Here is a 13,218-nt window from a genome sequence, read left to right as displayed (position 1 = left end):
GTACACCACTTCCTCCTGGTTAGCACCGTTTTGATGCATGCAAAAAAGGGAAAGGGAACAATATGGAAGACGCACTCGCCGTAATTTTAGCTGGAGGGATGGGGTCTAGACTCAGCCCACTCACCGATGACAGAACCAAGCCAGCAGTACCTTTTGGCGGAAAGTATAGAATTATAGATTTCACACTAACCAACTGTTTACACTCAGGTTTACGTAAAATCCTTGTTTTGACCCAATACAAATCTCATTCACTTCAAAAACACTTGCGAGATGGTTGGTCAATATTCAATCCAGAGCTTGGCGAGTACATTACTGCGGTTCCACCTCAAATGCGCAAAGGTGGTGCATGGTATGAAGGAACCGCTGATGCGATTTATCACAACATGTGGTTACTATCGCGCAATGACGCGAAGTATGTGGTTGTGTTATCCGGCGATCATATCTATCGAATGGACTACGCCGCAATGCTTGAAGAGCATAAAGAGAAAGGTGCTAAGCTCACCGTTGCCTGTATGGATGTTCCCGTAGAGGATGCTTCAGCATTCGGGGTAATGGGCACCGCAGAAAACGGGCTAGTTACTTCATTTATAGAAAAACCAGAATGCCCACCTACCCTTCCAGGAAGCAAAACCAGAAGCCTCGTTTCCATGGGGATCTATATCTTTGATATGGATGTTTTAAAAGAAGCACTCGAAGACGACTCAAAACTCGATTCATCAAGTCATGACTTCGGAAAAGACATCATACCTAAGCTGATTGATACGGAATCCGTTTATGCTTATCAATTTTGTGGCAGTAAAGGGCGCGTTGATAAGGATTGCTACTGGCGCGACGTGGGTACCATTGATTCCTTCTATGAAGCGAATATGGATCTGCTAGAGCCAGTACCACCAATGAACCTATATCAATCCAATTGGGCGATTCGTACTTACGAGCCGCAGTTTCCACCAGCTCGTACCGTATCGTCAGCCACGGGCAATGAAGGTATTTTTATTAACTCCATCATTGCTACCGGTGTCATCAACTCCGGAGGCTCAGTACAGCATTCCATCATTTCCTCTAACGTACGTATTCAAGACAGTGCAACGGTTGTCGATTCCATCATTTTTGATGACGTAGAGGTCGGTGAAGGAAGTCAGTTGGTCAACTGCATAGTTGATAAACATGTTCGTATTCCGCCACATACTCAAATTGGCATCAACAAACTAGAAGATGCGAAGCGATTTAAAATCTCAGACAAAGGTATTGTCGTCATACCCGAAAGTTATCAATTCGATTAAACGACAAACCATCGCAACAAAAAAGCGCACGATCATCATCGTGCGCTTTTGTTTAAGTGCCTATTAACGTTAGGCTATAACAAATAATACATAATAATTAGATGTTACATACCGTTGACCAGCTACCATCTGTGCCCGGCTCAGCCGCTGTCCACCAGTTCGCTTGGTAAACCACACCGTTGTGGATGATCTTATCACCTTGGTTAGCGTGGCTTGGGTTACCAGCCCAATCCGTTTGTGGTAGAGCTGGGTATGTCACTAAACCTGTCGTATCACACGTACCTGGTTCAGTAGTACCACCATCACCCGAGCCTGCATTTAGGTCGCCAATTGGTAGTTCTGGCTGTTCAAACTTGAACGCAAACTCTTTACCACCAGAAATCACTGAGTAGTTAGCCGGACCAGAGATTGGTAGGTAGTAAACCATATCAAGCTCGTAAGTACCGCCCGCTGGTAAATCTTTCCAAGCAGGTAGAGAGAACGATACGCGGTGCATTACGCCATCTAAGCCACCGATGTTGTTTGCACGAGTATGTCCAGAAGCAATGACTTTCAAACCGCCACCAGATTGATCTTTCGCATTATCAGGAGCTGATACTGGGATATCAAACTGGAATTCAGTACCACCAGGGATCGCTTGACCAGTGTTGTTCGTAAACGTGATCTTCGGATTAATTGGGTAGTTTTGGTCGCCAACCTTAAAGCCGCCAACGCTGACTGTAATGTCTACCGCTTCTGTTGGTGTTGGACCCGTCGCAACTTTATTGCCGTAAGGTGTTGCAGACTTAAACTTGTCGTAGATAGCTTTGGTCATAGTGTTACCCATGTGGTACTCACCATTACCAGCTGCACAAGCTTGTTCAGTTGCATCTACTGCCGTACGATTACCATTTGCATCCAGTACGTAACAGTTGTAGTCGCCTGCCAGTTCCCAGAACATAATACCGCCGATTTCTTTATCGATAACGTAATCAGCTTTCACTTCGATAGAAGCTTTATCTTCCGTAGATAGGAACACGCTCTTCTCTGCGTTCCACAACCAAGGCGCTACAGCAACGCTATCGTAATGACGTGTATATGTACCAACAAACTTATCCGAAGGATCGTTAACTGGATCAAGACCGTACGCGGCTGCGTAAGAGCCCCAGATACCATTTTCTAGGTTCTTCGCATGCCACATTGGGTTAGAGCCAGCGCCCATTTCGTTGCCTTTAGGGTCGGTATCGTGCCACATATTGTCGATACCAATAGCACCGTGACCACAGTTGTTCTTCTCACCTTCACCGGTACCTGGTTGACACTCAGCTTGGTTTGGCAGTGCTGCTCGGCCCCACAGACCATTTTCACCACCAGTAACACCTTGCCAACCACGAGTGTAGTAAGGAACGCCGATGTTGATACGACCTGCTGGCATAGAACCACGGAAATAGTGGTAAGCCCAGTCTGTGTTCAAGTAACCGATACCACCGTATGCAGCAGTGCCGTATACGTTCCACTGCGCTAGCTCCGAGTCTTTACCTGTATCGAATAATGCTGCGTTGTGACCAACGTGATCATTCCAAGCCCCATGCAAGTCGTAAGACATGATGTTTACGTAGTCTAGGTACTTAGTTACATCGAAGGTTTCCATACCACGCAGTAGGTAACCTGAAGATGGTGCTGCGATAGTCAGCATATAATGAATGCCATCTTGCGCGGATGCCGCGTCAAGTTTCTCACGCAATACTTTCATCAGCTCTTGGTAAGACGCCCATAGATACTGACGACGTGGTTCCATGAAGTCTTTGTCGTAAGGGTTACCAGCACCAGCCATTGATGTTGGGTATTCATAGTCAATATCCAGACCGTCGAACTTGTACTGACGCATCATTTCAACGGCTGAAGTTGCGAACTTCTCGATGCCAGCATGGTTAATAGAACCATCTGCATTCGTCGTCATGGTGTAGAAACCACCGTCAGCCACACGATCGCCATTCGTATCGAAGTGACCGCCCGTTTCAGCCCAACCACCGATAGAGATTAGCGTTTTAACATCATGTTTTTGCTTGTAAGTCGCTAGCGCACCAAAGTGACCTTTAAAGCCAAGAGCAGGATCTACCTCAACGCCAGGCCAAGTTTTACCCGTAGCAGGGTTGTTAGGGTCATTAACGTCACCAACGTTTACTTTACCATCAGAACCAATGCTCACAAACGCGTAGTTAATGTGAGTAAGTTGCTCCCAAGGAATATCTTTAACAAGGTAAGTAGATTGAGGGTCCTCACCTGCGCGCCAGCTAGTAAAGTAACCAATCACACGACGTGGGTGATCGGCGCCCATTTTCTCGCGACCTTCTTCGTCATAAATAGAACAGTAAGGAACGTCTACACCCGTTGTTTGATACAAGCCATCAGGGCGGCAGTTAGATGTCACCGCGCCACCGTTTACCGTTAACGTCGCGAGTGCAGAATCTGCAGTTGCTCCGGCATCATCGGTTGCTCTTGCATAAACACTTAGCGAACCAGCTTGTGAAGGCGTTACATCAAGCGTGTATGGTGCAGTTGTTGCGGTGCCAGCAAGGACACCCGCCACATAGAAATCAACTTTAGCAACGGTGCCATCCGCATCTGCGGCATTCGCAGTCAGTGTGACGGAGCCACCCAAGTCAATAGAAGTCGCAGAAAGTGCAACATCCACTGTCGGCGCTTCGTTACCAGGTTGTGCTGGTGCCACAGTTAACGTCACAGCACTTGCTGTGCTCACTGCACCCGTATCATCATACGCCTTAGTAGAGAATTCATGCTGGCCTTCAGTCGCTGTCCATGACGCAGCATAAGGCGCAGACGTTGCCTGACCAACTAATACGCCATCAACAAAGAATTCTACTTTGCTAACGGTTCCATCGGTATCTGCTGCATCTGCAGCTAGGTTAACAACATCCCCCGCAGTCACAGAAGCCGACGCAGAAGGCGATGTCAGAGTAACAGTCGGGACTTCATTCTGAGGTGGATCAACCGGCCCAGTGCCATCACATGCGCCAAGTGTTTCCCACTCGCCCCACTCACCAGATTGCGCTGGGTTACTGTTTTGCGTCCAGTAACGTGCTTTGTAAGCATTACCTTCATGTTGAACTTGGTCACCACCGTTATAAACTTTTGATGATTGCCAAGTTTCTAGAGGGGCACAGTCAACCGCTGCGTAGCTATTGAAGGCCATAAGACAAGAAGCGGTGAGAGTGCTTAGTGTGAACACGCTTTTCACTGCGTTGCCGTTTTTAAGGTGCATAATCGCTCTTCCTTAAGTTATTGTTAAAACAATACTAAATGCGCTAAACAAAGCGCACTTATACTTTTATTTCGACGTAAAATAACTTAAGTACAAGTTGGTGATTTCACACTATCTATTTACGAGTTTTCCACACCGCCTCGCAACAATCCACTAAATACTTGCAACAACGTACCTATTATTTGGCACCAGTAACTAATTTTATAAATCAAATAAATATGTCACTCGCAAATTAATAAAAAAGGCAAAAAAAGTCGTTATTTTGAAATAAAGATCACTAAGCCTTTGTTGACCTTGGTGTTTCATTAAAATGTCGCTTGTACTCGCGACTAAACTGTGATGGGCTCGTGTACCCGACCAGTCTCGCGGCATCATTAACACGTCGCCCCTCCAACTGGATTAACTCGCGCGCTTTATTAAGTCGAACTTTCTTAATGTATTGCAACGGAGATTCAAGCGTGACATTGCGAAATGCTTGATGGAAAGCAGACACACTCATGTTGGCTTCTTCAGCCAATGCTTGTACGTTCAACTGTTCATGATACGCTTGATGAACACGATTCAGTGCTTTAGCGACCCTCGCGTAAGAGCCTTCTTGGTGTGCTAAGTCAAATAAAACATACCCTTCTTTGCTTACCAAAGTGCGATAAACAATTTCCTCAAGAAGTAGATCACCGAGCATGACAACATCCAGCTCATTACACAACGCGCTCATTAGTCGCTTGCATGCATCCAGCATACCTTCGCTCATGTGTACCGATTTAAGGCCGCAACGGGTAGTGTCCAGGCACTTATTACTGAATTTCTCAGCCTCAAGTTTTTTAACGAGCTTATGAAGAAGCGTTGGCGAAATATCTATCGAGATGCCAAGTAAAGGCTCATTGTTTGTCGCAAACGCTTCGCACTCCAGGGGCATGGGAACTCCTACGACAAGGTAATCATCGGGCCCATATTGGACAGGTGTATCACCGATATGAATGTTCTTATGTCCTTGCCCTAAAACAATAATTCCAGACTGATAGACAAACGGCTGGCGATGATTTCCTTTGCTACTGCGATAAAACCATACGCCATCTATTGCGGTTTTCTTCATACCTTCTAAGTCATGCAGTCCCTGCTTTTCAACATATTGCTGCATGATATCTGCGAGAGTGTGCATTCGAGCGCTCCATCAATGACCAACGAGTTTGGTCTCTATTATCATTTCGTGCACTATACTTCCTCTCGACTTTAACTTTCTAGCTCAAGAGCATCAATTTTGTAGAAATAGGCAAATTATTTGCAGAAATCGACCTGTTAACGAACATTAATCAGGACTAATATGCACGTATTCAATCTCCTTTACTGGAAGCAAGAGGGCTAATAATGAACTTTTCTTATGTAAACCCAACCAAGATTTTCTTTGGTCAAAAACAAATCGCTGCAATCAAAGAAGCTATCCCATCCGACCAAAAAGTTTTAGTGGTATACGGCGGTGGCTCAATCAAAAAAAATGGCGTGTACGACCAAGTCTCAGAAGCACTAGAGGGACATGAATGGCTAGAGTTTTCTGGTGTTGAACCCAACCCAACTAAAGAAACACTCGATAAAGCGGTCGCAATGGTAAAAGAACATGGTGTTGACTTTATTCTTGCTGTAGGTGGTGGTTCAGTCATTGATGGCTCGAAATACGTAGCAGCAGCATCTAAGTATGATGGTGATGGTTGGGATATCATGATTGGTAAACACCAAGTCACTGAAGCGACGCCTCTAGCTGCAATTTTGACACTGCCAGCAACAGGCTCAGAGTCAAACATGGGCGCAGTTATCACTAAAAAAGAAACTCAAGACAAACTTCCGTTCATGTCTCCAGCAGTACAGCCTAAATTTGCGGTGTTAGACCCGGATGTAATGAAAACATTGCCAGAACGCCAGTTGATCAACGGCATTGTTGACGCATGGGTGCACGTATGTGAGCAATACTTGACGCTTCCTACCGGCGCAATGGTTCAAGATGGCTATGCAGAAACACTGCTGAAAACCTTAAAAACACTCGGAGAACAGTTTGCCGAGCGAGACGACGATATGTGGCGCGCAAACTTAATGTGGTCTGCTAACCAAGCATTGAACGGGTTAATTGGTAGTGGCGTTCCACAAGACTGGGCGACACATATGATCGGCCATGAATTAACGGCTCTATGGGGCGTCGATCATGCACGTTCTCTTGCAATCGTCCAACCATCGCTACTTCGCAACCAAATGCAATTTAAACGTCCTAAGCTAGAGCAAATGGGTCGCAACGTATTTGGACTTGAAGCTGGAGACGATCTTGCTGAACGTACCATCGAAGCGATCGAAGCGTTTTATCATCAACTTGATGTCGCAACTAAGCTAGAAAACTATGGTGAAAGTCGTGAACAAGCGATCGATGCCATCATCGAACAACTCAACAAACACGGAATGACCGTTCTCGGTGAAAACCAAGCGATTACTCTTGAACGTAGTCGTGAAATTTTAGAACTCGCTGTTGCCTAACAGCAAAAACAGTTCACTGCCCTTTCTAGGGTTTAACGGTATTGTGACTTAACGGTCACAATACCGTTTTTTTATGCTATTTTGTAAGCTTCATCACGTTCAAATTCGGGAACTCCTCAAAATAACGATTAATCCCTACAAACTCATTGATCGTGTAGGTCAGTAAAGAGACAACTGTCTAGCTTTACACAAACAAAAATAAAATTGAATTCAAAGGTCTAACTTACTCATTTAATGGACCTTTTATTTGTTGTAGTTATCCACTACATTAGCTTGTCTGTTCGAGAATCCATTTTATGTGGCTAGTTGTTGTAGTATTAGCATTCATACATATCATCAGTATCCGTAAAGGTCCTAAGTGGCTTTTCTACGTATCCAAACCATTACCAGTGCTCTGTATGTTAGGGATTTTAATCCAGTCTCCTGCCTATCATATGCCATACACGCATTGGATTTTGGTTGGCTTATCGCTCTCGTTGCTTGGTGATCTACTATTAATGCTCCCTAGAGATAAGTTTATTACCGGATTAGTGCTCTTCTGCTCTGCCCATCTTTCTTATAGCTACGGTTTTACCATCATGTCCGCTTGGCATTTTACGCCTTGGCTCCCTATTGCTTTATTTGGACTCGGTGTGTGTTTCTATTGGTTGTTTCGACCGGACCTTGGTCAAGAAAAGCTCCCGGTTGCCAGCTACATATTGGTATTGATGACCATGTGTTGGGCTGCTATCGAGTATTATTTGAGTGGAAAAACACAATCGTCCTCATTTGCAGTGCTCGGAAGCTTTATCTTCATCGTTTCTGGTACCGTCTTAGCTTTTGAACGCTTCGGGGGACGATCCGTATTTTCGCGACAAGTCGTCATGGTGACCTACTATTCCGCACAAACATTGATGGTGATGTCTGTTGTTGCCATCGTTGTTCGTTATCCGTATCTCAGTTGAACTGCATTATTAGTAATAGCTTCTTAAAACATTACTTTATCAAACACTAAAGTGAGCAGGTTCTTAATCTTAGAACCTGAATATAAGCTTGTTCTTAATGAAATAATGCGCACAACTTGCTATTGTAGAAGGATATTTTTCCTTTATAGCGTACCCCTTTGAAAGAGAACACTCCCGTAGTTGAATTTAGCAACGTAAACAAGTGGTATGGCGATTACCACGCTCTAAAAGATATTAACTTCTCCGTGCATTCTGGCGAGATCGTCGTTGTGTGTGGCCCTTCTGGTTCAGGAAAATCAACGCTCATTCGTTGCATCAACCATCTTGAATCGATTCAAGAAGGTCAACTTCATGTGTTTGACCAGCCTTCTCACGCAAAATCTCTCAAGCCCGGTAAAATCGGCATGGTGTTCCAGCACTTCCACCTTTTTCCTCATTTGACTGTACTGGAAAACCTCACCTTAGCGCCGATTCGCACACTGAAATTGTCAAAACAAGAAGCTGAAAAACGCGCACGACATTACCTCAAACGAGTCAATATTGAAGAGCAAGCGAGTAAGTATCCCATCCAGCTTTCTGGCGGTCAGCAGCAACGCGTCGCGATTGCCCGTTCCTTATGTATGGAACCGGACTTACTCCTTTTTGACGAACCGACTTCGGCGCTTGACCCGGAAATGATCAACGAAGTGTTGGATGTCATGGTTGAGCTGGCACAAAGCGGAATGACGATGATTTGCGTCACGCACGAAATGGGATTTGCCAAAAAAGTAGCGAACCGCGTGGTATTTATGGATGAAGGCCAAATCGTGGAAATGAACTCACCGATCGCCTTATTTGAGACACCACAGCATCCACGAACCCAAGCATTTTTGAACCAAATTTTAAGTTACTGATGATAGTTCGCGTAATCAAACCTGTCCTTCAAGCTTTACTACAAATGACGCTCCTCTTCATCGCGATTGTGTGGGTGTTAGACTCTGGTGCCGACGCTATGGGGTATCAATGGCAATGGGAGCGCGTACCTGATTACATCGCTTTTTATGAAGATGGCGAATGGTGGCCGGCAGAACTTATCGATGGGCTATTGGTCACGCTTAACATCTCGGCCATTAGTCTATTCTTCACCTTAGTGTTGGGGTTGGTCACCGCGTTACTAAGGCTTAGCGATTCGAAAGTCGGCAATGTTATTGGTACCACTTATGTCGAAGTCATACGTAACACGCCGTTGTTGGTGCAAATCTATTTACTCTACTTCGTGTTTGGCCCCGTGATTGGTTTGGACCGATTCAGCACCGCCGTTTTGGCATTGTCCCTTTTCCAAGGTGCCTACACCGCGGAAATATTCCGTGCAGGTTTAAACAGTATTCCTAAAGGGCAATTCGAAGCAGCAAAAACTCTCGGGCTGTCACCGTTTTACACCTACAAAGACGTGATTTTGCCTCAGGTTTTACAGCGCACATTACCGCCATTAACCAATGAAGTGGTTTCTTTGATCAAAAACTCTTCCATTGTAAGCGTGATGGCGATTTTTGATTTAACAACACAGGCACGCAACATCGTCTCTGAGACGGCGATGCCGTTTGAAATTTGGTTTACCGTGGCAGCAATTTATCTTGCTCTCACTCTATCACTTTCTGGCTTGTCTGCATGGCTAGAACACAAACTCGGAGCCAGTTGGCGCAAATTATAAGGAGATAACATGAAGTTATTCAAAGCGACCATTACTGCATTATTAGGGCTAGCCATCGCTATGCCTACAATCGCGAAAGAAGACGTTGCCACTCCCAATGTAGCTCAAATCAAAGAACGAGGCACTTTGCGCGTTGGTATGTCAACATTTGTACCTTGGGCAATGCGCAACAAGCAAGGTGAGTTAATCGGTTTTGAAATCGATGTGGCCAAACGCTTAGCACAAGATTCAGGTTTGAAAGTGGAATTTGTACCGACTGCATGGGATGGCATTATTCCCGCACTACTGGCGAAAAAGTTCGACGTGATTATCGGTGGCATGTCGGTCACGCCTGAGCGTTCCAAAAGCGTGTTGTTTACTGAGCCCTACTCGCACTCTGGAGTTCAAGTGGCAGCGAACAAAGAGCTGGCTTCAGGTTTTAGCGAATTCTCCGATTTTGACTCACGACGCGTAAAAATAGCGGCTCGTCGCGGTGCGTTCACCGTTCAAGTAGCCAGAGAAACCTTCCCGAAAGCGAAGATTCTGCAATTTGATGATGACGCTCAAGCGTTCCAAGAGGTGCTGAATGGTAACGCCCATGCGGTCATTGCTTCTAGCCCAAAACCAGAACATGAGACAGTGAAACACAGCGACAAACTATTCCTTCCATTCTCCGAGCGACTCTCAAAAGGTAACGAAGCCTTTGCGGTTCGCCTAGGAGAAGAAGATAAAAAAGCCTTTTTCAATAAATGGATTGAAGAAAGAACCCAAGATGGATGGTTAAAACAGCGTTATGAATACTGGTTCTCGACATTAGATTGGCAAGATCAAGTCGCGCGAGGCCAGTAATCTAAATGGCTCGTGGTCTTCGCGAGCCTATACTTTCCAATCATCCATTTTACTTTTTCATCATCTATCGGAGTCAAATTTTTGGGCGAACAAACCACCACTCGCACAGTACCCACTAATTCCAACACAGGTTCCTTTCTATCGCGGTTAAACACGCTAGATTGGGTACTGCTTATTATCTGTGGTATTGGTGGCGTTTGGCTGTACCATCGCTCCACTGTTGGTGTACATTATTTGTGGCAGTGGAAAGAGGCGTTTGAACTACTTTTTACGCCCAGAGCCGATGGTGGTTTGCCCTACTTCTTCCAAGGTTTGATTTCGACGTTAAGGCTCAGTATTTGGGGCATCAGCTTCGCGTTAGTGCTTGGCACGTTGCTAGGCTTAGCACGCTTCTCTCGCTCCGTTTGGTTGCGCACACCTGCAAACACATTTATCCAGTTGGTAAGAAACATCCCACCGTTGGTTTTTGTTTTTATTTTCTACTTTTTCATTTCTAACCAGTTGATCCCGTTACTCGGTTTAGAAGATATTCTACGAAACTATAACGGCGAACCAAATGCGCTACAGAGCTTTCTTTTTGGGCCTTATAACCTTTGGGAAAATCTTGCCTCTGGCGTGTTATGCGTCGGCCTACTCTCTTCTGCCTACGTTGCAGAAGTGGTGCGTGCAGGTTTACAAAGTATCGACCAAGGACAGTGGGAAGCGGCAGATTCATTGGGCTTGTCTCGGTGGGTGAAATACCGATTCGTTATTGCACCGCAAGTGCTCAAAGTCATCACCCCAGCACTTGCAGGTCAAACCATCTCTCTAGTGAAAGACACCTCTATCGTTTCACTGATCTCGATACAAGAAATGACGTTTGTTGGTACCGAAATGGCAAATTCATCAGGGTATATCTTTGAAATTTGGCTCATTGTCGGCCTTGCTTACTTTTTGATTTGTTTCGGGTTGTCACTTATTTTTCGCTACATTGAAGCAAAATCGGAATCCATTTCAAATTAACTCAACTGTATATGTAATTAGACACATTTGAATCTTCAAATCAGAATTGCATCCTGTTACATTGAAAAGATGCTAAATTTTCGGCGTTTTTCATGGAGTTAAAGAATCAATCGGACTACGAGCGATACATTAAGCAAGATAATCTTGGTGAATATTACGTAGTTCTCAATCAATTCACTTTTCACAGTGTTTATCAGCCGATTTTTGATAAGCACCAGCGTATTATTGGAATGGAAGCTCTACTGCGAATTCGTGGCATTGATGGTTCGTTAATTCATCCTGATGTATTTCTGGCCAACAATGGCCTCGATCCCTACTTTCGATTGTGTGTTGAGTTTTTATCCAGAGCAATGCACATTCGAAATTTTGCACGCTGTTTCGCAGGAACGCCTATCAAACTGTTTCTCAATGTCATGCCTCAAACCCTACTCACCCTAACCAAAGACATGGGCTTTAAAGACAACGGCCTGCTTTACAAGCGCCTTGCCGATTTGGGTATGACCCCTTCTGATGTGGTGTTTGAAGTAGTCGAAGAATCATGCGGTGATACTGATTTACTGATCAAAGCCGTGCAGTTAATGAGAGCGAATGGCTTTATCTTTGCTATCGATGATTTTGGCGCTCAACATTCTGATATCGCACGTGTTCAGCAGCTCTGCCCTGACATCATAAAAATCGATCGCTCCTATCTACTTGATTACTGCGCCGGAGAAACCTTTTCCATACATAGCGCCGTTGAGCTCGCGGCTCATATGGGAGCAAAAGTGATCATAGAAGGGGTAGAAGAAGACGTGCAGCTGCAAGCGATGTATCAACTTGATTTGGATTATTACCAAGGCTTTTACTTAGGTAAGCCTTGCGCCATTCATCACTGGACCGATAGCCTAAACATTGAGACGACAGTGCATTGACACTACCCCTTACGATACAGTAAAACCAAAAAAGCGCCGATATATACTCGGCGCTTTTGGGTTTTGCTTGGCGATGACATGCCTAGCTAGGTATTAATTTGCTTAGAAAAAGTCAATAGAGTTACGTCCGCTCTTCGGATCACGAGTCGCTTGCGGCTTTTCAGCTTTCTTACCTTTCTTCGCCGATTGCGACAGCGCGTTTTGTTGTGCTTTCCGCTCTTTATGCGCTGCTTTTCGGCCTGTTGACTTAGGTCCAGAGCCTTTAGCTGACTTGCTTTGGCGAGATTTCTCTTTACGTGCAGATTGCGCTTCTTTCTTCGCTTTCTTTTCCGCTTTTTGCTCTGCCGTTTCAGGTTCAGTTACTGGCGCATCGCAAACCACAACATAATATTCCTGGTTAAACTCAAAAAAGTCACCATCATACATCTTGCGGCGCTTACGTGTTTCTAGCTCACCATTCACCGCGACGTAACCTTCTTCGATGATATGCTTTGCTTCGCCGCCACCGCTGACCAAGTTCGCGATTTTAAAAAGCTTGTACAGTTCGATCGGATGCGCATCAACGTCGATGCCAATCGCTTCGATCTCAATCTCTTCGCCTTCTAAATACTCTTCGTGGTCGTAATCTTGGGTCATGTTACTTACTCTTACTATTTGATGCCCTGAAGTTTAAACGCAATGCTTAAAAATAGAAACCTCTGCCGATGCTCAATCACTGATTAGCCTTGGCATTTGAGCACCTCTTAACCCATTTAACTTGCTGCTCGTTAGCTTGTATGTCGAGGCT

11 protein-coding genes are annotated in these 13,218 nt (G+C 45.0%); 8 read left to right on the top strand and 3 right to left on the bottom strand.

From position 1 onward, the window contains the following. The first annotated feature begins 62 nt into the window (after window positions 1-62). The gene (glgC, locus tag NDJ01_RS22615; protein ID WP_006742254.1) at window positions 63-1,280 is read left to right on the top strand and encodes a glucose-1-phosphate adenylyltransferase; all 1,218 of its coding nucleotides are present in this window, start codon (window positions 63-65) and stop codon (window positions 1,278-1,280) included. Between the two features lie 97 nt (window positions 1,281-1,377). Here glgC and NDJ01_RS22610 read toward each other — a convergent pair whose 3' ends face one another. Both NDJ01_RS22610 and NDJ01_RS22605 read right to left on the bottom strand, forming a co-directional pair. Beyond that, window positions 1,378-4,542: a chitinase C-terminal domain-containing protein gene (locus tag NDJ01_RS22610; RefSeq protein ID WP_145535014.1), complete on the bottom strand. Its 3,165-nt coding sequence runs from the start codon at window positions 4,540-4,542 to the stop codon at window positions 1,378-1,380. 277 nt (window positions 4,543-4,819) lie between these two features. After that, a complete protein-coding gene (locus NDJ01_RS22605; protein ID WP_145535011.1) occupies window positions 4,820-5,701 on the bottom strand; it encodes an AraC family transcriptional regulator in 882 nt (293 codons plus the stop codon). 206 nt (window positions 5,702-5,907) lie between these two features. Between NDJ01_RS22605 and NDJ01_RS22600 the strand changes: the two genes are divergently transcribed. The 7 genes from NDJ01_RS22600 to NDJ01_RS22570 all read left to right on the top strand — a co-directional run bounded on the left by NDJ01_RS22600 (window position 5,908) and on the right by NDJ01_RS22570 (window position 12,431). Beyond that, on the top strand, window positions 5,908-7,056 hold the full coding sequence (locus NDJ01_RS22600; RefSeq protein WP_006742257.1) for an iron-containing alcohol dehydrogenase: 1,149 nt from the start codon (window positions 5,908-5,910) through the stop codon (window positions 7,054-7,056). Between the two features lie 296 nt (window positions 7,057-7,352). After that, the gene (locus NDJ01_RS22595) at window positions 7,353-8,000 is read left to right on the top strand and encodes a lysoplasmalogenase (protein ID WP_047008330.1); all 648 of its coding nucleotides are present in this window, start codon (window positions 7,353-7,355) and stop codon (window positions 7,998-8,000) included. A gap of 158 nt (window positions 8,001-8,158) precedes the next feature. Further along, a complete protein-coding gene (locus NDJ01_RS22590) occupies window positions 8,159-8,893 on the top strand; it encodes an amino acid ABC transporter ATP-binding protein (RefSeq protein WP_020835258.1) in 735 nt (244 codons plus the stop codon). Further along, window positions 8,893-9,690 (top strand): amino acid ABC transporter permease, encoded by a 798-nt coding sequence (locus tag NDJ01_RS22585; RefSeq protein WP_248379822.1) that lies wholly within the window; start codon window positions 8,893-8,895, stop codon window positions 9,688-9,690. The genes NDJ01_RS22590 and NDJ01_RS22585 overlap by 1 nt, the downstream gene beginning before the upstream one ends. Window positions 9,691-9,699: 9 nt before the next feature. Continuing rightward, window positions 9,700-10,518, top strand: a complete 819-nt coding sequence (locus tag NDJ01_RS22580; protein ID WP_258587401.1) for a transporter substrate-binding domain-containing protein — start codon at window positions 9,700-9,702, stop codon at window positions 10,516-10,518. Between the two features lie 81 nt (window positions 10,519-10,599). After that, a complete protein-coding gene (locus tag NDJ01_RS22575) occupies window positions 10,600-11,520 on the top strand; it encodes an amino acid ABC transporter permease (protein WP_053808447.1) in 921 nt (306 codons plus the stop codon). 92 nt (window positions 11,521-11,612) lie between these two features. Further along, window positions 11,613-12,431, top strand: coding sequence for an EAL domain-containing protein (locus NDJ01_RS22570; protein WP_258587400.1), 819 nt, complete (start codon window positions 11,613-11,615; stop codon window positions 12,429-12,431). 102 nt (window positions 12,432-12,533) lie between these two features. On the opposite strand, the gene NDJ01_RS22565 is transcribed toward NDJ01_RS22570, so the two are convergent. Then, entirely contained in the window at window positions 12,534-13,067 is a 534-nt protein-coding gene (locus NDJ01_RS22565) for an RNA-binding S4 domain-containing protein (RefSeq protein ID WP_053808449.1), read from the bottom strand. Window positions 13,068-13,218 lie beyond the last annotated feature (151 nt).

Origin of the sequence: Vibrio sp. HS-50-1, assembly GCF_024747315.1 — a bacterium.
GTDB classification, from domain to species: domain Bacteria; phylum Pseudomonadota; class Gammaproteobacteria; order Enterobacterales; family Vibrionaceae; genus Vibrio; species Vibrio diabolicus.
Note: the sequence above shows the minus strand (reverse complement) of the source record. Positions and strands in the feature narration are given on the sequence as shown.

Bases quoted from the DNA above. Each gene is read 5' to 3' on its own strand.
- NDJ01_RS22580 (WP_258587401.1), top strand. From the start codon at position 9,700: ATGAAGTTATTCAAAGCGACCATTACTGCATTATTAGGGCTAGCCATC.
- glgC (WP_006742254.1), top strand. From the start codon at position 63: ATGGAAGACGCACTCGCCGTAATTTTAGCTGGAGGGATGGGGTCTAGA.
- NDJ01_RS22610 (WP_145535014.1), bottom strand. From the start codon at position 4,542: ATGCACCTTAAAAACGGCAACGCAGTGAAAAGCGTGTTCACACTAAGC.
- NDJ01_RS22565 (WP_053808449.1), bottom strand. From the start codon at position 13,067: ATGACCCAAGATTACGACCACGAAGAGTATTTAGAAGGCGAAGAGATT.
- NDJ01_RS22570 (WP_258587400.1), top strand. From the start codon at position 11,613: ATGGAGTTAAAGAATCAATCGGACTACGAGCGATACATTAAGCAAGAT.
- NDJ01_RS22600 (WP_006742257.1), top strand. From the start codon at position 5,908: ATGAACTTTTCTTATGTAAACCCAACCAAGATTTTCTTTGGTCAAAAA.
- NDJ01_RS22585 (WP_248379822.1), top strand. From the start codon at position 8,893: ATGATAGTTCGCGTAATCAAACCTGTCCTTCAAGCTTTACTACAAATG.
- NDJ01_RS22605 (WP_145535011.1), bottom strand. From the start codon at position 5,701: ATGCACACTCTCGCAGATATCATGCAGCAATATGTTGAAAAGCAGGGA.
- NDJ01_RS22595 (WP_047008330.1), top strand. From the start codon at position 7,353: ATGTGGCTAGTTGTTGTAGTATTAGCATTCATACATATCATCAGTATC.